Here is a 20,054-nt window from a genome sequence, read left to right as displayed (position 1 = left end):
GAGGCTGCTAGCAGAGTTGATTCTCGATCGCAGTGCGGACTCAGAACAACGAACAGCGAGCATCTGACCCTTGCCCATTGGCGAGAAGACCGATTCCGTGAACAGAACGGGAAAGGAGGCATATTGACGGTAAACCTGGGGGAGGCAGATGGAACCAAGTATTGACTTTGCTCAAGACTACGAACGAGCCGAGCAGGCGTATATTGAGGGCAACTACGAAGCGGCCGCACCGCTCGTGGATCAGCTCGTGGCGGAATATCCTAACGACCCCAGTACCCGGTTGCTTCGAGGTCATATTTATTGCGGCCTACAGGACTACGACATTGCCCGAGGTGAATATGAGCGCGTCTTTGAAATAACCGCTGACGCGGAATTCCATGACCATGCCCAACAAGGTCTAGCCTACGTCGATCACGTCGATGTTGATAGCAGCGGCGCAAGCGAGGATGACGTTGATGACGTTGACAACCTTGAGCCGTTCGAGGAATTAGATGAGAGTCAGGCCTTCGGCAGTGAGGAAGAGGTCTTCGTTGAGGATCTCGATGAGTTCGCTGAGGATGACGCGCCCACGGCTGTGATGGATGATGAAACCGCCGCCTGGGATCCCTCAGAACTCGACGGTGAGTTTGACGAAGAGTTCCAACCTGAGTCCGGCGAATCTGACCCCTTCGACTTAGGGGAAGATGTGGGTGAAGGACTCGCAGAGGAGGACGAGTTCGAGGAAGAATTTGGTGAATTTGACCTGTCTCCTGAGCCGGTCGATGAAGCCAGCTCAGCAGGATTAGAGGATGAAGACGATAATCCCTTCGCCTTTGACGCTTCGGCTCCCATCGATGAACTCGAATCTTGGCAAGAAGACGGCGACGAGTTGAATAATGGCTTAGAACATGACTTAGCCGAGGAAGACCCCTTCGAGGAATTTGACCTGGACACAGCAGAAACCGTAGCCAACAGTGGCTTAGGGGAAGACGACCTCGGAGATGACCTTGAGGAGGACGACGATAACCCCTTTATTCAAGAGGATGGGATGCCGGTGAGTACCGGGGACGATAGTCAATGGGGCGACTTACCGGAATTCTTGCCCGAAGATGATTTGCCCGATCTGATTGGAGAGGAAGATCCGTCGTCTGAAGAGGTTGATGACCTCGATGATGTTGACCTCCCTGAACCGTTCGAGGAATTTGACTCCTTTGCCGAAGAAGATTTTGAAAGCGCGGATCCCGAGCAACTTGAAGTCTTAAGTGGCGCGGGACTCGACGCCGATGAGGATTGGGATGATGAAATGAATTCAGTTCCCTTTGGGGAATTTGATCCCGATGCAGCCGATGCCGATTTTGGCAGCTTTGGCGGCCCAGACCGAGGCGAGACCGATCGCGACACGTCAGGGGCCGATACCTTTTTGATGTCACCTCCCGAAGACCCCCAGGGGGGACGCTCAACCCGCGAGGCGATCGCCGACTATCCTGACCCCGACGATGAGTTTGACCTTGATGAACCCGATTGGCCGTCGGATGTGGCCGACGAGGATGAGGAAATGTCCTTTGAACAGCCGATCTCAGGACGTGTGGATGACTCAGAGTTGGACGAATTTGACGAATTTGACGAATTTGACGAATTGGCGGAGTCCCCCGAAGATGACTCAGCCGATTCGAGTGATGATCCCACCTTTGTCACTCCAGATGCCGAGTTAGGTGGAGGCGATCGCTTTGACTTTGACGCCTTCGACGACTTCGGCGGCGAAGACTTCGACGACGACGAATTCACCGCTGACGAAACCGAACAACCCCAAGCCTCCAGCGTCGATTTCCTCGATGAATTTGAAGACTTCGATGATCTCGGAGAAATTCCCAACTTTGAGAGTGAAGACCACACCGACTCCTCCCAATTCAACACCACCTCAGGCTTCCTCGAAGCCACCATGGACGTGCAAAGTGGGCGACGGGGACAAACCGAATCCTCCTCGATGGACTTCAGCGACATGACCGATGGCGCGATCGCCCAGGACGAAGAACTCTTTACCATCGCCAGCAGCAGCGATCGCGTCCCCGCCTTCGCCCAAACCGAGAGTGGAGCCGTCGAACCCGCCGTCAACCTCGAACCGGGACCCCTGGGCTTTTTCGAAAACGCCAGCCTCAAAAATAAACCCGTCATTGCGGCCCTGATTGCCGGGATTCTCTCGGCGATCGCCGTCGCGGGCATTGGCCATGTCTCAAGCCGCTATCTAGCCACCTCAGAGCGGTTTGACGTCGAAGTGCGCCGCCGCCTCTTGCCCCAAGTGCAACTCGGCGGCCTGGCGATGTCCCTCACAGCCGGGTTAGCCGGAGGCGCAACCACCTGGTTCCTCGGCCGCCTCAGTGCCGTTCAAGTCAAGCGGACAACGGTGGATTTACAAAGCGCCTTCGATGCCGTCTCTCAAGGAGACTTTGGCGTGCGGGCCTCCGTGGTCTCGGAAGATGAACTCGGGCAAATGTCGGCCAAATTCAACCAAATGGCTCGGGTGATTTACACCACCACCAACGAAGCCCAACGACGCGCCGAGGAGATGGAACAGGCCAAAGAAGACTTGCAACGGCAGGTGATTCGCCTCCTCGACGACGTAGAAGGGGCGGCTCGTGGGGACTTAACCGTTACCGCCGAAGTCACCGCCGACGTTCTCGGCGCCGTGGCTGACTCGTTTAACCTCACGATTCAGAACCTGCGCGAAATCGTCCTCCAGGTGAAACAAGCGGCTCGTCAGGTGAGTAAAGGGGCAACAGACAGTGAATCCTTCGCCCGCAGTTTGGCCTCAGATGCCCTACGCCAAGCCGAAGAGTTAGCCGCCACCCTGAACTCCGTCCAGGTGATGACCAACTCCATTCAACAGGTGGCCAAAAGCGCCCGAGAAGCCGAAGAAGTGGCACGCTCGGCCTCGGCCACCGCTCTCAAGGGCGGTGAAGCCGTGGAACGGACCGTGGCCAGTATCCTCGAAATCCGGGAAACGGTAGCAGAAACAACGCGAAAAGTCAAGCGTTTAGCCGAATCATCCCAAGAAATTTCTAAAATTGTCGCCCTCATTAGTGGGATTGCCTCGCGGACGAACCTCTTGGCCCTCAACGCCAGCATCGAGGCGGCTCGGGCTGGGGAAGCCGGACGGGGCTTTGCTATCGTTGCCGACGAGGTGCGACAGTTGGCCGATCGCTCGGCCAAAGCCTTGAAAGAAATCGAGCAGATCGTCATGCAGATTCAAAGTGAAACCGGGTCTGTGATGATGGCCATGGAAGAAGGGCAACAGCAGGTCATCGGCGGAACCAAACTGGCCGAACAAGCCAAGCGATCGCTCGAAGACATTATCCAGGTGGCGAACCGTATCGATGTCCTGGTGCGATCGATTACCGCCGACACCGTCGAACAGACCGAAACCTCTCGTGCGGTCGCGCAAGTCATGCAGGCGGTCGAGTTAACAGCCCAGGAAACCTCCCAAGAGGCCCACCGCGTCTCAGGAGCCTTACAAAACCTCGTCGGTGTCTCCCGTGACTTGCTCACCTCCGTCGAACGGTTCCGCGTCGAAACCAACGAACGCTAATCGTCCGGCGGCAGCGACCTATCGCAACCCCCCCAAACAGCCATGGCATCAGAACAATCACAAATCATGGGATTCTTCATCGAAGAATCGCGGGATCACCTCGGCACGATTGAGCGAGGACTGTTGAATCTCGGCAGTACCCTAGACGATCGCGAAATGCTCGACGAGGTCTTCCGTGCCGCTCACTCCATTAAAGGAGGTGCGGCCATGTTGGGGTTACCTGGGATTCAAACGGTGTCCCATCGCCTCGAAGACTGTTTCAAAATTCTCAAAGATAATCCCATCGCCACGGATCAGCGGCTAGAATCCCTATTTTTGCAAATTTTTGATAGTTTGCAGGAATTAGTCGATCGCCTGCAAAGCCCTGACGGACTGAACGAACAAGACTCAGAACGAGTTGTCGCTGATGTCGATCCCATCTGTCAGGAACTCATTACCTATATCAACTGCCTCTCCCGAGGTGACGTTCCTCCCGAACCCGCCAATCCCCCGGCTCAGGCGTCGCTGCCGGTCACCAGTCCCCTGTCAACGCAATCAGAAGAAGACAGCGCCCTACACCTGATCATGACCAGCGATGTGCTGGCCCGGTTGCGGGAGATGCTGCAACTGTTCAAACAGCCCGATACCCCAAAAACTCGCCAATCACTACGGCAACTCTGTCAACTCCTGGCCCAAGTCGGAGAACAGTTTGAACTCGAGGCTTGGACAACGTTGGTCAAAACAGCCCAACGGGCGATCGCCAACACGGATAACACCTTTACCAGCCTCGCCGCCGTCATCATCAAGGATCTCAAGCAGGGACAAGAACTCGTCCTAGGGAACCGAGAATCGGAGATCAGCCCCAGTCCGGCTCTGTCCGAGTTGGCCCCAGCTCCAGAGAGAGAAGCGCCCCAGGATATCAATCATCCTGCCGATGGGCGTTCGCAAAGTGTGCGGGAACCGCAATCGCCCCAACCTGAGTCCTCCCCCAGCCACAGAGACCATCCTGTACGCGATAAATCCTCCCGAGGTCCCGAAGTCGGCGGTTCGGAACTCAGCAGTCTGGCGGATCTCTTTGAAGGAGACAACGACGATCTCGACGAATGGGATGAGATGACTCAGTTCGATCCCTCCGGAATGAGCGATCCACCTGGCCCCAATCCGCCAAGTCAAGACGATAGCGACTTCTCCGACCTCTTCCTCGATGACGACCCCTCAGACCCAGAGTCCAACCCAGAGTCCAACACCGATGAAGAGGCCTTCCTCGATGACGATCTCTTCAACGAAACCTTCGACGAGAACTTGGACGCGGATGCCGGTGATCTCGGCGATAACGCTGAACCCGAAGAACGGCTCGATTTCTTCGACGATGACAGCCATGATGATGACAACGAGGCCAGCGATGGGGATGAGGAACTTCAGGATCTCCTCGACGTCGGCGGCGACGAGACGACGAAGCCCGAAAGCGATGTCCAGGGGTCAGATCAGGACGCGGAGACCGCCTCAAATCTCTTGGATTTACTGGAGTTTGAGGGGGACGATGACGCAAGCCAATCCCTTGATCCAACCCTAAGCCTGGGCGATGATAGTACCGCTGAACTCGAAGCCTTATTTGGTCATGCTAATGGTGACAATTGGAGTTCATCGGGGGCGGAATCTGACTTGCAGTTTGATGATATTTTCGCTCAAGATGCCGTTGAGGAGACGACGCCAGAGGATGCAGCCCAAGAGCAAGACTTTGACTTTGAATTAGATTTTGACCTTGAGGCGGAGGAAACGCCACACCCCGAGGCGATCGCCGCCCGTTCCGAGGATGAGGAACTCGACTTTGATGCTCTCGATTTTGGTGATGAGTTGGACGAGTCCTCCCCTGAACTGGCCCCTGAGTCAGACTCGCCGCCGTCGCCGGATGAGTCGCCGGATGAGTCGCCGGATGAGTCAGATTTGGGAGAGTTGGAGTTCGATCTTGAGTCTGACACAGCATCCGAGCCAACCCCAGCCTCGGATGATGAGGATTTTAACTTAGACTTTGACCTCGATGCCTTTAATTTAGATCCCGAAGAGATGCCCGAAGCGTCGCCGGCCGAGTTGGATTCTGAGTTTGAGTTACAGTTGGATTCTGAGTTTGAGTTACAGTTTGACCTCGACGATGACGCCAGTGCCGAAGCGGCCCCCCCTGACGAGAGCCTTGATCTCGACCGCGTCGATCTCGACGACTGGCTCGACGACTGGGAGGGAGTTAACCCTGAAGACGATCAGTTTGAGGAACTCTCCTTAGATGATTTACTCGGCGAAAATTATGACGAAAGGGGGGATGAAGGGACTCCCACCCCGGCTCACCTGGACGCCAGAGCGGAGATAGAGCCATCTGAGGAGACTGACGTTGACCTTGAGGACTTCTTTGGCGATGAGGATTTAGCTGATTTAGCTGAGGACTCGACCGATGAACCAACGGACGCCGAGGCGGCACCTCCGGCTTCGATGGATATCGATACGGCGTCGCAGATTGGCCCCGAGATTGGCCCCGAGATTGGCCCCGAGATCCAGCGCGATTTTCCTGAGTTGCAAGTGCTGTTGGCGATTGAGCCGCCGTTTTTGGCTGAGGATGGGTTAGATCAATTGGCAGCCTATTTAGATCAGGGGTATTCTCAGGAAGCCGCGACGGAGGCGGATGGGGCCGCCGATGAGTTTAAGGATCTAGAAGATCTCCTCGATCTCGATGGGAGCGGCCGTGCTGGAACGACGACAAACCCCCCGCAACCCGCCAGCAGCGCCCCGACGACCACGCCCACAACCGGTCGTCCCAGTGGGGGCGGAACGCGAGCGAAACGGACCACGCGCCCGGCGTTTGAACAGACGATGCGGGTTCCCATTAAACAACTGGATAATCTCAGTAATTTGGTTGGGGAATTGGTGGTGAACCGTAATAGCTTGGAACAGGATCAGGAGCGGTTACGGCAGTTTTTGGATAATTTGTTGCACCAAGTGAGTCAACTGACGGAAGTGGGGCAACGGATGCAGGATCTCTATGAACGCACCTTGCTGGAGATGGCCTTGTTAGCCAGTCGTCAGCACCGCAAGTCCTTGAGTGCGGCGGAGTCGCGGGCGCGAAATTCGAGTGATCCGGGTTTAGTGACCCAAGGACAGGTTCAGTCCCAGAATCAGCATGAAGATGGGGAGTATGATGCCTTGGAAATGGATCGCTTTACGGCCTTCCATGAACAGGCTCAAGATATTATTGAGCTGATTGTCAGGGTCCGGGAGTCGGCGTCAGATATTGAGTTCTTGGTGGATGAGAATGACCAAGTGACTCGCCAGTTGCGGCAGATTACGACGCAACTGCAAGAGGGCCTGACGCGATCGCGCATGGTTCCCTTTTCCAATGCTGCCGATCGCCTACCGCGAGGGGTCCGCGATAATGCCCTCAAGTTCGGGAAGCAGGTGGATTTACAGGTCGATGGTCGAGACACCTTGATTGACCGGATGATTCTGGAACATTTGACTGACCCCTTGACACATTTGGTCAATAATGCTATAGCTCACGGAATTGAAACCCCCGAAGAACGGCAAGCCAAGGGCAAACCGCCGACGGGTCAAATCACCATCAGCACCTTCCATCAAGGGAACCAAACGATTATTTCCATTGCCGATGATGGGGCGGGGATTGACACCGAAAAAGTTAAAAATAAGGCGATTCAAAAAGGACTCATTACCGCCGCTCAGGCTCAGTCCATGAGCAGATTAGATATTTACGATCTGTTGCTGTTACCTGGATTTAGTACCCGCGATAAAGCCGATGACCTAGCGGGACGGGGTGTAGGTATGGATGTGGTCAATACCAAACTCAACGAAATTCGCGGGGTTGTCAGTACCGATTCAACCCTCGGTAAAGGGACAACCTTTACCATTCGGCTACCGTTAACCCTGAGTATTTCTAAGGCCCTGTGTTGTATTAGCGATCGCGCCCCCATTGCCTTCCCGATGGATGGGGTTGGCGAAGTGTTGGATAACCTACCGATGGATCGCATTGTTAGCGAATCCGATGGCCGGGCCTTCGTGCAATGGCGCGATCGCCAGGTTCCCTATCAACCGCTACGGGAGTTGTTTACCTATAATCGCACCTCGCGGCGATCGCAGATGTACGGGGCCAATATGGAAGATGACACCATTTCCGTCGTCATTCTGCGATCGGCCGGCAGTTATCTGGCCATTTCCGTTGACCAAATTGTGGGCGAACAAGAAATCGTCATCAAACAACTCGAAGGCCCCATCCCCAAACCCACCGGGATTACTGGGGCGACGGTGATGGGGGATGGACGTATTGTTCCCATCGCCGATGTTTTGGAGTTAATTGATCTGTCGATGGGCCGAGTTCGCCATGACTCGAGTAGTCTCCTCTGGAACGCCGAAGAGTTGGCGGCCCAGGAGACGGGCGCTGTCGAGGCGGAGAAAGCGGAACCTCTGGTGTTGATTGTGGACGACTCGATCACCGTGCGCGAGTTATTATCGATGACCTTCAAGAAGTCGGGGTATCGAGTCGAACAGGCGCGGGATGGACAGGAAGCCTGGGAGAAACTGCGATCGGGCTTACCCTGTGAACTGGTGTTCTGCGATATGGAAATGCCTCGTATGAACGGCATGGAATTGTTAGAGAGGATGTACCATGATGAGTATCTCTCCGATCTGCCGATTGCTATGTTGACCTCACGAACGGCGGAGAAAATGAAACGCAAGGCGGCTGATCTCGGGGCGCGAGGCTATTTCACGAAACCCTATTTGGAAGAAGTGCTACTCGATGCGGCGGCGCGAATGCTGAATGGTGAGGTGTTGATGAGTGCATCGGAACCCGTCAGCCGTGATTGATCTCCTCCCGCCGCGAATGGCGATCGCGATTCGCTACGGGAGTATGTCAATCTGGAGGGAGTATTACAGATTCTCGGAGAAACTTGCCGTGTCTTCAAGTAAACCGACCATTCTCGTCACGGGCGGAGCCGGATATATTGGCTCCCATGCGGTTCTGGCTCTCAAAGCCGCCGGCTATTCGGTTGTCATCCTCGATAACCTGGTGTATGGCCACCGGGATTTAGTTGACGAGGTTTTGGGGGTCGAGTTCATTCTCGGGGATACCTGCGATCGCCCCCTCCTCGATGACCTCTTTGCTCGTCATGACATTGCTGCTGTGATGCACTTTGCCGCTTATATCTTCGTGGGAGAGTCCGTCACAGACCCAGCTAAGTATTATCACAACAATGTGGTGGGAACTTTAACGCTCCTAGAGGCGATGCAGGCGGCGGGAGTCCAACGTTTTGTTTTCTCCTCGACCTGTGCCACCTATGGGATTCCTCAGTTTATGCCCTTAACGGAAGACCATCCCCAGGCTCCCATCAACCCCTATGGCTTTACGAAGTTGATGGTGGAACAAGTTTTGGCTGACTTTGACAGGGCCTATGGTCTGAAATCGGTCTGTTTCCGCTATTTTAATGCCGCTGGTGCTGATCCTCAGGGGCGACTGGGGGAAGATCATCATCCAGAAACGCACCTGATCCCCTTGGTGCTTCAGGCGGCGTTAGGACGGCGCGAGTCGATCGCCGTTTTTGGGACGGACTACGATACTCCCGACGGAACCTGTGTGCGCGACTATATCCATGTCTGCGATTTGGCACAGGCTCATATTTTGGGGCTGGAGTATTTACTCGATGGGGGCGACTCTCAGGCTTTTAATTTGGGCAATGGGAATGGCTTTTCGGTCAAAGATGTGATTGATGTGGCGAATGCGATTACGGGGCGCAAGATTCCCGTTCAGTTTGGCGATCGCCGTGCTGGAGATTCTCCCATTTTGGTCGGGAGTAGTCAGAAGGCTCGTGACGGTTTGGGCTGGATTCCTGAGTATCGGGACTTAGGCGATATTGTTCGTCACGCCTGGCAATGGCACCAAAAACGTCATGGGTAGGAGTTCTGTGTGAGAGGTTCTCTGTTAGACGTTCTCTGAGTCATCGCCTTCGAGGGGAATTTGGGGAACCGAAAAGACACGGCCACAGAGAATGCCAGGGTTCGACCTCGGTTGGGGGTTGGCGGGTTGGCAACATAAGGCCAGTTTGCGAATACCGGGCATGATGTCGGCGGCTTTGTCGAGCAGGCCATCGATGTTACGGCTGAGATATTCTATGTCATCATGGCTTCCGGCGACGATGAAGAAGGTTGGCTCTCCTAGGGGACTCGGGGCAAAGCCGAATTGACACTCGGCGAGGTGTTGGCCGATTGGGCCGTCAAAGGCCTCGCAGAAGTACCGTAGCAGCGTCCCATGTAGGGTTTGGGTCAGGGCGCGATCGTGGAAACTATAGGAACTCGATTCAGAACGCATGGTTGGGGTCCTCGGTTGGGTGAATTCGGATCATCCTGGATGATAGGTTGATGCCGTCAGGTGTTAGATGGAGACCTTATTGGTCAGACATCTGGTGTATACATCTAGTGTGCCTAAAAATAAGGATGGTTTCTATGATTAGGATCTATGGCCTCACGCGATCGTTAACAGTTCCCGCAGCGATCGCTATCATGTTGGGGTGCGATCGCGATCAACATCCAGGCTGCGACGACGTCTGAGCAAGATCGGGTTTGATAGGATGGAACGGCATTGGACTGACAAGGCTCGTCTAGTGACGTCAACCCAGAAAAAGGATTATTGAAGGAGTTAAGCTCAATTATGCAGAAATCGGTTGTTTTTATTATTGGGATTGGTCGTTCTGGCTCGACGTTGATGGATTTAATGTTAGGGAGTCACCCACGAGCGTTCTCGTTGGGAGAAATTAGTAAGTTACCGGACTTTGTTAAACGCGGGAAGCGGCTCTGTATGTTGGAGGATAGCCACTTTTGGGAGGAACAGTTCACGGAGACGGAACGACAGGATTTAGCCCGAGGCATGAGTGGACACCGGCTGCATCGTCATATTCCCCTAAAGCTGGAACGCTGGGTGCGGGGTTGGCTGGGCAATGATGCGATTCTCAATCCCTATAGTCGCCTGTTTGAGAAGATTGATGCGGATGTTTTGATTGACTCAAGTAAGTATTTTTCTTGGCTCAATCAACGCTTAGCGGCGCGGGAGTTTCAGCAGCAGTGGTTACGGCCGTTTTTGATTCATATGGTTCGGGATGGACGAGCGGTGGTCAATTCCTATTTGCGGATTTATCCAGATAGGGGCATTGAGTGGTTAACGCAACATTGGTTAAATGAATTGGAGCAGAAAAAACAGCTTTATGATCGCCATCCAAGCGATCGCAAACTGACGGTTCATTATGAGGCGTTGGCCTCAGATCCCGAGGGGACACTCAAAGAGGTTTGTGATGCCATTGGTCTTGAGTTTACGCCGGATATGATTGAGTATTGGAAACATCCTCATCATCATGTGGCCGGGAGTCGTGGCACTAATTCGATGATTGCCAAGTATCGAGGCCAAAAAGCTCGACAACCGCTCGAAACGGCTCATGGTGACTATTATGACAAGATTGATTTCGAGATTAAGTTGGATCTGCGTTGGCGGGGGGAACTCTCGGCGGAAAATTTAGCGGTGTTTGAACGGATGGCCGGCGATCGCAATCGTCCTTTTGCCTGGCCCCGCGATGGGGAAACGGCTCCCTCTAGTGGATTAAGGGCGTAGACGCCTCGAAAACTGTTTGAGGCGATCGAGCCACTGACGGGGGATGGAGGGGGGTGGAGGGGCGATCGCCGGCCGTTCAGGAACCTCTTCGCCCAGATAGCGATAATGTTCCCAGATATCCCAATAGGGACAGCCAGGTTCAATCCGTACTCCGGCCCAATGGAGATATTGCAAGGGTTGTCCGGTTTTCGAGTCGATGAGGCGATCGCCCTCCCGATAGAAATGAGGACTTCTAGCCCAACTTCCGGCGGCTTTTTCAGGACGACGAACCAAGTTGAAACGTCGCTGAATCCGTTTCAGGACGAGATAGTTAAAAATTGGCTGATCCGTTGTTTTTTGAGAAAAATCGAAGTAATCGGGATGCTTCGCACAATCAGCAAACGTCTCGTAAAGGTCTTCTAGGGAAAATAACCCTTTTTTAGACGCCCACCAACCACTATTAAAGACATCTTGTAAATCTGCTTCTGTAAACACCCCATCCTCTAAAACTTTAGGGGTAAACACATTCGAGATACCATTGGTATATTGATAGTCGCAGCACAAAAAGTCGTGATTGTCAAGATAGCTGAGATTGTCAAAAATCTTTTCAAAAACAACAATATCAACATCAATATATAAAAAATTCTCAAACGGGCCAAACCAACAAGCTTGCTTACGCTGTTTGTTCGGGGTATTAAAAAAGCTACGACCAAAAATTTCGTGTAATTTGAGGCATAACTCATCAACAAACTGCAAATCCTCAAAGCGTTCAACCCCAAACGGCTGAGCCACCTCTAAGACGCGCTCATAGTTAGCATCAAAAGGAATTAGAATAATGGGAGTCTCTTGATCGTAATGGCGCAGACTCTTTAAGAAAGCGATCGTCTGCTCAATCACCTTATCATTGGCAACGATATAAATTCCATCGGTCATCGGTTTTTCCTCATCGATAGGAGCATACTGAGAGCAATCGAGAGTTGACAGTTAGTTGATAGTGAAACCTGCACCTAACAGCGATTTAACCGGACTTAAATCGCTGCTTGAACCTAAACGCCGCTCTACCACAAATCCGAGCGTAGATAAGCACCTTGCTGTTCGAGCCAATCGCGCCCGAGCTGGATGGTAATATCCGAATGGAGAACCCCCGTACTCTCAACGCGGACTTCCCCCAAACCTAGAGAACGATTGACGTCTAAGGCACTATCACGATCGCCCCCTTGGGCAATAATCCGCGTTTCCCGTAGAGGTTGTTGCCAATCCTGAGCCAGATAGACATTACGATACCCAGCATCCCACAGTTTATCAATCAGAGCATCCACCGCCTCGGGTTCTTCGGTGCCGTCTTGAATGGCAATCCGTAAATAGCGCGGATCAGCACGCCAGGCTTGAGTTGGTTCAGACGATCGCCCAAAATGCTCCGCCACCATATGATCAATTTGAGCATAATTGGGAATCCAATAACTCAACTCCGTCGGCGTCTCCGGGTTACGAAAGTCTCCCGGAAGCAATAGCATCTGGGCATTCTCGCGGCTCGTTTGACTCGCAAAATTGAGCAGGGCCACCAACTCCTCGACACTGAGATTGGTATCCACATAATCCTGAATCGTCGATAAAATGCGAGGCAGACGGACCAACGTGCGAGGACTCAACGCCTGCTCAATCAAGGCTCGCATCAGGATTTGCTGCCGTTGAATACGCCCAATATCGCCCATCCCATCATGGCGAAACGTCAAAAATTGTAACGCCTCATTCCCCGTTAACCGTTGTTCCCCGGCTTTGAGATCAATGTAAAGATGTTGGGTGTTATCGGTATATTGCATATCCTGGGGAACATTAACCCGCACTCCCCCCAACACATCAATGAGCTTTTCCACCCCTTGGATATTGACCCGGAGATAGCGATCGATGCCAACACCGCCGAGGAGATCACTCACGGTTCGAGCGCTTAACGCCGGTCCCCCCTCCCGATTGGCTTCGTTAATTTTTTGGTCTCCATAACCGTCAATCCAAGTTAGGGTATCCCGAGGAATCGACAGTAGCGTTAAATTCTGCTCTTGGGGTTCAAAGCGAGCCAGCATCATGCTGTCGGAAAGTCCGTCGAGGGAGTTGACGAGGGGATCATGTCCCGAGGGCCTCAGAGATCCCCCCATATCAGAACTGAGGACTTTGGTACCGAGGATGAGAATGTTAACCGGACGGGTAAGTTCCGGAATCCGCATATTGGAGATGGCTAAATCCTCATCGCTGAAGATGCCGCGATCTTCGGGACGAATCCGGGTTTGCATCAACGGCGTACTCGATAGGGAGACGGCGAGCAAGGCCCCGGCTGTTGCCGAAAGCATAGCGACGCCACTGAGTCCCAAGCCTAACCAAAGCCAGCCGAACCCCGAACCTTTCAGTTTCCCCTGGGGTTTAGGGGGGTTCGAGGGGGACGGGGACATTCGCTCTTGATGATTCTGTGCTGACACGGAATTCCTCACACACACATAGATTGGACGAGTCGCGATGGTTTCGGGCGATGAACGGGTGATCGATGCTGTGGGACTGAATTAGGGGAGGCGATCGCTGAGGTTGCCAATTCCTGGTAACCATAAGGATTTTCCCTGAGACAAGCGCACCATTAGCCCAAAACACATCAAAAAATAGGTGGTTGTCCAGAGACTACCGCCAATGAGAACCGGTATGGAGCCAAGTTCTGTGGTTTGAGCGGCAGTGCCAAACAAAATGTAACCTGAAAGCCACAGGAACGCCAGGGTTATCGCTAAGCGGCTAATGGCCAACTCTTGAGCTGATCCCTGCTGACGATAGAGTCGCCACCAGGCCGGGAAGAAGCCAAAGACAGGAACGAGGGTGAAGTAAAACGAGACAGATTTCATAATCAGGAGACCCAAAGAACAGGAGGGATGGGGTTAGGCGTCGGGAACCGTCCACCAGGCGATCGCATAGTCTTGGTTTGGCTCATTGACTTGACGGTTGTAGACCACTCGCAGTTTGTAGCGTCCCTGACGGGGGACGGCGGCGAAGAGATGTTCGAGACTATCCACGTCGCTGGTTGAAGCCGCAATCGCCTCGTTGATGTCGTCAGAGTCAGCGGCCATGAGATAAAGGTTCAAGTCATTTAAGCCGCGATCGCGAAACCCCTCGTTTATATCGTAGCGACCGTCACCATTACCATCATCGAGGTCAACCTGACGGTCCCAGGTGAGAGTGGCGCTAACATAGCTGTTGGCCATCAGAGGCGAGTCAATGATGTAGTCTTGAACCGTGTTTGGGCGCGAAGTTTGACCCGGATTGACGCTGATGCGATCGAAGTCCCAACCGATGGCCGGAACTGGCTCGCTGGCTTTCCACTGTCCCGGACGAAACTGCTCATAGGCCCGGTAAGCGTTGAGATGGCCGGTTCCCATATCCCGATGCACAGGAACCCGAGGATTGCGGTAGGCGTCGGAGGTGAGCCAGTTTCCGCCTTGTTTGTCGCCGACGGTGCGGGTCATTCCCTGAAGTCGTCCATCGCCGACATCCTGAATTTTATCAGCCGCGTTGAGGATGACCGCTTTCATGACTTGATGTTGTCGAGCGTCGAGGCTCCAATGGGGGGCATTGTCTTGTAGCTGGCGATCGCCATATTCTTGTAACAGAGCCACCGTTCCCACCACATGAGGCGAGGCAAAACTGGTTCCAGTACTGGGAAACACCTCTCCGTCTTGACTGAGCAGATCCACATCCCGGCCGGGGGCCAACAAACTCACCAACAGTCGCCCATCGATGTTGGTTTCGAGGCCCACATAGCGATCGAACACCCCATCAAAGACATTGCCTAAACTCGATACATCCACTTGGTCGTAAATGCCACTGTGCGCCTGACTGGAGCCGACGTTAATGCCATTGTAGTTGTCTGTGGGGATGGGAATGCCCCCTTGTCCTTGGTTTCCGGCGATGACATAGAGGGTATTGTGGTGGCTGGCGGACCAGTCAATACAGAGCGTCAGTAAGGCCTTACCATCGAGAACCGCGTCAGAGCGAGGATCGAGCCAGAGAGGTTCTCCAAAACTGAAGTTCACGGCTCGCACGTCATTACTGTTTTGCTCGGCGACGTGCTGGGTGGCTAGACAATGTTGGCCTTGACGATTCCCGCCGCGATCGGGGGAGGTGGCGCTGGAGTAGAGCCGGGCTTCGGGAGCCACGCCCCGTCGTCGTTTATGATTGCTGACCATGACACTGGCCACGCCGTGAGCGTGAGCATCCACATGGCTTCCAGAGACGGCGGGGCGATCGCGCAGGAAGACCCCAGCCGGTTCCGGGGCGTGCTCGTCGTCTGGGGGAACGCCTTTATCGATGCCAAATTGACCGGGACGACCGATTTCAACCTGTCCAATGGCAATTTTGCGCCCTAGCAGGTTATGGGGGGCTTCATGGAGCCGCTGGGCTTGAATGCCGCCCTCTCCGGTCGAGGATGTGGCCTGAATGGGGGCGGACCAACCTAGGGCGATCGCCAGGGCCATTCCCAGAGTCATTCCTAGGGTGAATCGGGTCAAAATACGTCTGATACGAATACGATCAGCCAAGGCTCTGCTCCTAATACAAATCGGGAAATCTGCTTGCTCAATCTTAAATTTTTGGCGATCGCCAAAAATTGTTGGGGATTATGCCCACGTTTTTTGTTAAACTTTAATTAAATTCTGTATCAAACGCAACACACAAAATCGAGGAACTTGCCACATGGCAACATTAAACTCTGAAAAATCTACAGTTATTGCTCCTTCAATCTTATCAGCCGATTTTAGTCGTCTGGGTGAACAGGTCAAAGCCGTTGACGAAGCCGGTGCGGACTGGATTCACGTGGATGTGATGGACGGTCGCTTCGTCCCCAACATTACCATTGGTCCGTTAATCGTCGATGCCCTGCGTCCAGTGACGAAGAAGCCTCTGGACGTTCACTTGATGATCGTCGAACCCGAGAAATATGTCGAAGACTTCGCCAAAGCTGGCGCCGACATTATCTCGGTCCATGCTGAGCATAACGCCTCGCCCCACTTGCACCGCACTCTCGGCCAAATTCGCGAACTCGGCAAGCAAGCCGGCGTGGTGTTGAATCCCGGTACACCGCTCGAACTCATCGAGTATGTCCTGGAATTGTGCGACTTGGTGCTGATCATGAGCGTCAACCCCGGTTTCGGCGGCCAAAGCTTCATTCCGGGAGTCGTCCCCAAAATCCGTAAACTGCGTCAAATGTGTAACGATCGCGGCCTCGATCCCTGGATTGAAGTCGATGGTGGCCTCAAACCCGCCAACGCTTGGCAAGTGCTAGATGCGGGCGCTAACGCCATTGTGGCCGGTTCGGCGGTGTTCAAAGCCCCCGATTACGCTGAAGCGATCGAAGGCATCCGCAACAGCAAGGCTCCCTCCCCAGAAATGGCGACGGTTTAATTGCTAGCGCTTTAAACGTTGATTTAAATGGCCCCTCAGATGGCCCCTCAGTTCGTCACGAGTCTGAGGGGTTTTCATCACAGGCAAAGTTGGCACAGGCTAAGTCAGGGGGAACTGGGGTTATCTCTCCCGTCATAGACCATCCTTGTTCGGCGGCGATCGCCCTGAGATGTTCAATGCGCTTTTCAGTGAGGGGGTGGGTTTGGAAATACTCAGAAGCTCGGATCACTCCTTCTGGAAATGCCTCCTTCCTGGCTGCCAAACGGATGAAAAAGTCCAAACTGTTGTCTCCATGACCGTAATGGCGAACCACCGATTCTAAGCCATATTCATCGGCGCGATATTCCTGAGCGCGGCTATAATTGAGACGATTGAGATTGAGTGTATAGCCAATCACATCCGTGCCACTCCCTTGATGGCCGAGATTCAAAACCATGCTTCCGAGGAGTACAAAAATTCCCCGTCCTAAACTTTTTAAGCCATCTCGCGCCGATAAATGACCCAACTCATGGCTAAGAACAAAGGCCAACTCATTTTCAGATTCAACTTGTTCTAAAAACGCCGTTGTCACAAACAATTGTCCCCCGGCTAAAGCCGCTGCATTGACGAGTTCCGTTTCCACGAGATTGAGCGTCAATGGGATGTCTGCTAAGTCTCCTGGATGACGTAACTCCTCTAGTAACTCCGAGAGATAGGCCTGTCGAGTATCGTCTTGAATTAGCTCGCCACCGAGTTGAGGTGCAACGGCTGGTGCTAAAATTTCTCCGATACGAACATCTTGTTGGGGACTCAGTTGGGGGACAACCCAATCGACGGCTAAGCCTAAGATGAAATAAATGACGAGAGTGAGGCTAATAATTACGCCAAGCAAATAGGCAAAATCAATCAAAGGATTGACTTTAGAAACATTAACCTCTTCGGTGATGGCTTTCGGTTTAAATCCCATCTTTAACTATTAAGTGAAGTCCGATACACCCCCAATCTAACGAATCGCTGTTCCATAGGCAATAATTTCGATCGCACCGATTCCCCCCTGTTGTTTACCGCCAATGGTACTGGTTTCATAGCGAATATTGAGAACTTCTGTCGCTCCCCAGGCGATCGCCTGTTCTTTAACTCGTAACAAGGCTTCCCGACGACCTCGATCTAAGAGGCTTTCATAGCTTAGCACTCGCCCTCCCCAGAGATTTCGCAAGGCCATAACAAAGGTTTTAAAATAGTCCGAGGCGATGACAACTTCCCCAACAAAGAGTTGAGAGTCTGAGGCTTGGGGAAGGGGTTGTTTCGCTCCAAAGGAGGAAATGGCCAATGATAAGGTTTCCTGTTCTCGCTTTTGAATGTCTTTGTAATGCTTCTTTTCCGCCAAAACACCAAAAAAGTAGCCGACACTCAGCAAGACGACAAAAATAATCAGTTCTTCCATAATACCCTGGGGCTAACCTTAACGAACTAGAACCGCTGTACCATAGGCAAAAATTTCAGCCGCTCCTTGAGCCACTGAAGACGTGGAAAAGCGAATGTTGACAATCGCATTGGCATTCAGTTGTTTGGCTTGTAACACCATGCGATCCATTGCCTCTTGACGGGCTTCATTGAGGAGATCGGTGTAGCCTTTTAACTCCCCACCCACCAAGTTTTTGAAACTCGCCCCAATATCACGCCCGACATTTTTAGCACGAACGGTACTTCCCTGAACAATTCCATAATGTTCCAGGATTTCTTTTCCGGGGACTCCTTCCAATGTTGTCAGAATCATGGCTGTTTTAAAATAAATGGAAGTCAACAGGGTGAGATGCAAAACATCCCACCCAAGAGCTAATTTTAGCAGCGTTGAGATTAAATCTCAGCTAAAGACCGTTCAATGAGACGACGGGCCAGGGTTTGCACTCCCGTATGGCGGTAGTAGTCGGTACTCATATCGAGGAAAGCCGCGAGATAATCGAGGCGATCTTCACTGAAGTCAATGAATCCCTGCAAGCCATGACTGACCTTTTGCGGGGTTAGATCATTAGAACTCACGAAATCACCCATCCAGCCTTTGACAGAATCAAAGCTTTCGCCAATAAAACTGAGTTTACCATCACTGCTGTCGCCGGGAATTTCTTGCTCAATGTTTTTATACTGAGAATTTTTTTCGAGTTCTTTGGGACTGAGATCACTGAGGCGGCTGCTGACGGTTTGAATGAAATTGGGGCCTAAGGGAATCAAGCCATCGAAACAGACTAACGCCGACATCCGCATCAGGGATTCACCGCCATAGTCGGAGAGCGATCGCACAAAATCCCCCAAACTATCCCCCGGAATACCATTGATTTTACAAAAGGCCACCACTTCCACCACTAATTTCAGGGATAAATCAATGGTTTGGGCTTTCTCCGCCTTGGGGGTGAGTTTATTGAGAAATCCCAGGAGGGGAATTTTCTCGCCAATTTTGTTCCCCAGAGCAGCGGTTCCCAGGGCGCTGCCGGTGCTGTCGATGGTATCGTAGAGCCAGAGCGCGGTTTGGTAGCCTTGGGATTTGTCGTCATAGAGGGCGATCGCCCGGCGACTGACGAGATCCAAAATAGCGGGATCGCTTTCTTGGCTGATGGTTTTGATGGTGTTGTCCCATCCCACTAGATTGTCCCATTTGCCGGGAACAATCTTATCTAGAGCATTGAGGCTGAAGATAGTCAGGTTGCGAGTGGGGAGATCGTCAACTCGTTTTTGAATGGATTTACTCATGATGTCACAGTGATGGGTTTACAATCGGGACAGGCCCTGTAAGTCAAATTGCTTTAACCAGGCCTCGCGATCGCTCTCGGTAAAATCAGGACTACGAGAAATGACCTTGACTTGGAAGCGATCGCCGACCAAAATCGAAGTCTGGCTGGTTCCCAGAGTCGCCGCTGGATAGCCACTAATGCGATCGCTGCTATTGCGTAGTCGTTCAGCCGCCGCAGGAACATTGGTTGTATCGGAGATGGCCAGCATGGCCACATCCTCACCATTACGTTTGAGTTTAGCTTCAGCAAACCCATCCTTCTCCTGAGTATAGACGCGCTCATACTCGCCACTTGCTGGGGGAAAGAAGCGGTTAAAGGCGCTTCCAGGGATGGATTCAGAGGAGACCGCCCCCTGGCCATCAGCCGGTTGGACTTGTTCGGCGGGAGGCGGCGGCGGAACATCGGCTTCAGGACCGCGACATCCCCCGACAAAAAGCAACATTGCCAGAGAAAAGGCAACGCAGAGTTTACGGGTAGCTGCAAAAGACATGATGTTGACGTGATTATATTGAAGTTAGATTTCTATCGATGCTTAATCCTAACACCGGCTATTAGAAACAGGAGCAAGCGCCCAAATCCCCCCTCTTGCCTCTTGCCTCTCGCCTCTTGCCATCCCCTCTTGGGAGGGGTTAGGGGTGGGTTATGCCTCTTGCCATCCCCTCTTGGGAGGGGTTAGGGGTGGGTTATGCCT

The 20,054-nt window shown here is 52.9% G+C and carries 15 protein-coding genes; 5 read left to right on the top strand and 10 right to left on the bottom strand.

Features of this window, described 5'->3' with window-relative positions; all coding sequences use genetic code 11:
* The first annotated feature begins 148 nt into the window (after positions 1–148).
* The 3 genes from R6U67_RS17230 (at position 149) to galE (ending at position 9,491) form a co-directional block, all read left to right on the top strand.
* Positions 149–3,562: a methyl-accepting chemotaxis protein gene (locus tag R6U67_RS17230; RefSeq protein ID WP_410253691.1), complete on the top strand. Its 3,414-nt coding sequence runs from the start codon at positions 149–151 to the stop codon at positions 3,560–3,562.
* 42 nt (positions 3,563–3,604) lie between these two features.
* A complete protein-coding gene (locus R6U67_RS17225; RefSeq protein ID WP_410253690.1) occupies positions 3,605–8,404 on the top strand; it encodes a response regulator in 4,800 nt (1,599 codons plus the stop codon).
* Positions 8,405–8,492: 88 nt separating this feature from the next.
* Positions 8,493–9,491: a UDP-glucose 4-epimerase GalE gene (galE, locus tag R6U67_RS17220; protein WP_410253697.1), complete on the top strand. Its 999-nt coding sequence runs from the start codon at positions 8,493–8,495 to the stop codon at positions 9,489–9,491.
* 24 nt (positions 9,492–9,515) lie between these two features.
* On the opposite strand, the gene R6U67_RS17215 is transcribed toward galE, so the two are convergent.
* Positions 9,516–9,902 (bottom strand): hypothetical protein, encoded by a 387-nt coding sequence (locus R6U67_RS17215; RefSeq protein WP_410253689.1) that lies wholly within the window; start codon positions 9,900–9,902, stop codon positions 9,516–9,518.
* Positions 9,903–10,241: 339 nt separating this feature from the next.
* Here R6U67_RS17215 and R6U67_RS17210 point away from each other — a divergent pair, with 339 nt between their 5' ends.
* Positions 10,242–11,192: a sulfotransferase family protein gene (locus tag R6U67_RS17210; protein ID WP_410253688.1), complete on the top strand. Its 951-nt coding sequence runs from the start codon at positions 10,242–10,244 to the stop codon at positions 11,190–11,192.
* On the opposite strand, the gene R6U67_RS17205 is transcribed toward R6U67_RS17210, so the two are convergent.
* From R6U67_RS17205 to R6U67_RS17190, 4 genes are all read right to left on the bottom strand, one after another.
* Positions 11,181–12,104, bottom strand: coding sequence for an Npun_R2821/Npun_R2822 family protein (locus R6U67_RS17205; RefSeq protein ID WP_410253687.1), 924 nt, complete (start codon positions 12,102–12,104; stop codon positions 11,181–11,183). The genes R6U67_RS17210 and R6U67_RS17205 overlap by 12 nt on opposite strands.
* Positions 12,105–12,229: 125 nt before the next feature.
* On the bottom strand, positions 12,230–13,639 hold the full coding sequence (locus tag R6U67_RS17200; protein ID WP_410253686.1) for an LCP family protein: 1,410 nt from the start codon (positions 13,637–13,639) through the stop codon (positions 12,230–12,232).
* A gap of 81 nt (positions 13,640–13,720) precedes the next feature.
* On the bottom strand, positions 13,721–14,047 hold the full coding sequence (locus R6U67_RS17195) for a hypothetical protein (protein WP_410253685.1): 327 nt from the start codon (positions 14,045–14,047) through the stop codon (positions 13,721–13,723).
* 33 nt (positions 14,048–14,080) lie between these two features.
* Positions 14,081–15,736, bottom strand: coding sequence for a S8 family serine peptidase (locus R6U67_RS17190; RefSeq protein WP_410253684.1), 1,656 nt, complete (start codon positions 15,734–15,736; stop codon positions 14,081–14,083).
* 154 nt (positions 15,737–15,890) lie between these two features.
* On the opposite strand from R6U67_RS17190, the gene rpe reads away from it, so the two are divergent.
* The gene (gene rpe, locus R6U67_RS17185) at positions 15,891–16,598 is read left to right on the top strand and encodes a ribulose-phosphate 3-epimerase (protein WP_410253683.1); all 708 of its coding nucleotides are present in this window, start codon (positions 15,891–15,893) and stop codon (positions 16,596–16,598) included.
* Positions 16,599–16,653: 55 nt separating this feature from the next.
* On the opposite strand, the gene R6U67_RS17180 is transcribed toward rpe, so the two are convergent.
* The 5 genes from R6U67_RS17180 to R6U67_RS17160 all read right to left on the bottom strand — a co-directional run bounded on the left by R6U67_RS17180 (position 16,654) and on the right by R6U67_RS17160 (position 19,853).
* A complete protein-coding gene (locus tag R6U67_RS17180) occupies positions 16,654–17,544 on the bottom strand; it encodes a M48 family metallopeptidase (RefSeq protein ID WP_410253682.1) in 891 nt (296 codons plus the stop codon).
* Between the two features lie 36 nt (positions 17,545–17,580).
* On the bottom strand, positions 17,581–18,021 hold the full coding sequence (locus R6U67_RS17175; RefSeq protein ID WP_410253681.1) for a YbjQ family protein: 441 nt from the start codon (positions 18,019–18,021) through the stop codon (positions 17,581–17,583).
* An 18-nt stretch (positions 18,022–18,039) separates the two neighbouring features.
* Positions 18,040–18,354 carry a YbjQ family protein gene (locus R6U67_RS17170; protein ID WP_087708536.1) on the bottom strand — a complete coding sequence of 105 codons (315 nt, stop codon included), beginning with the start codon at positions 18,352–18,354 and terminating at the stop codon, positions 18,040–18,042.
* Between the two features lie 80 nt (positions 18,355–18,434).
* Positions 18,435–19,322, bottom strand: coding sequence for a hypothetical protein (locus R6U67_RS17165; protein ID WP_410253680.1), 888 nt, complete (start codon positions 19,320–19,322; stop codon positions 18,435–18,437).
* 18 nt (positions 19,323–19,340) lie between these two features.
* The gene (locus R6U67_RS17160) at positions 19,341–19,853 is read right to left on the bottom strand and encodes a hypothetical protein (RefSeq protein ID WP_410253679.1); all 513 of its coding nucleotides are present in this window, start codon (positions 19,851–19,853) and stop codon (positions 19,341–19,343) included.
* Between the last annotated feature and the right edge of the window lie 201 nt (positions 19,854–20,054).

Source organism: Sodalinema sp. (genome assembly GCF_046483825.1).
Lineage (GTDB): Bacteria > Cyanobacteriota > Cyanobacteriia > Cyanobacteriales > Geitlerinemataceae > Sodalinema.
Note: the sequence above shows the minus strand (reverse complement) of the source record. Positions and strands in the feature narration are given on the sequence as shown.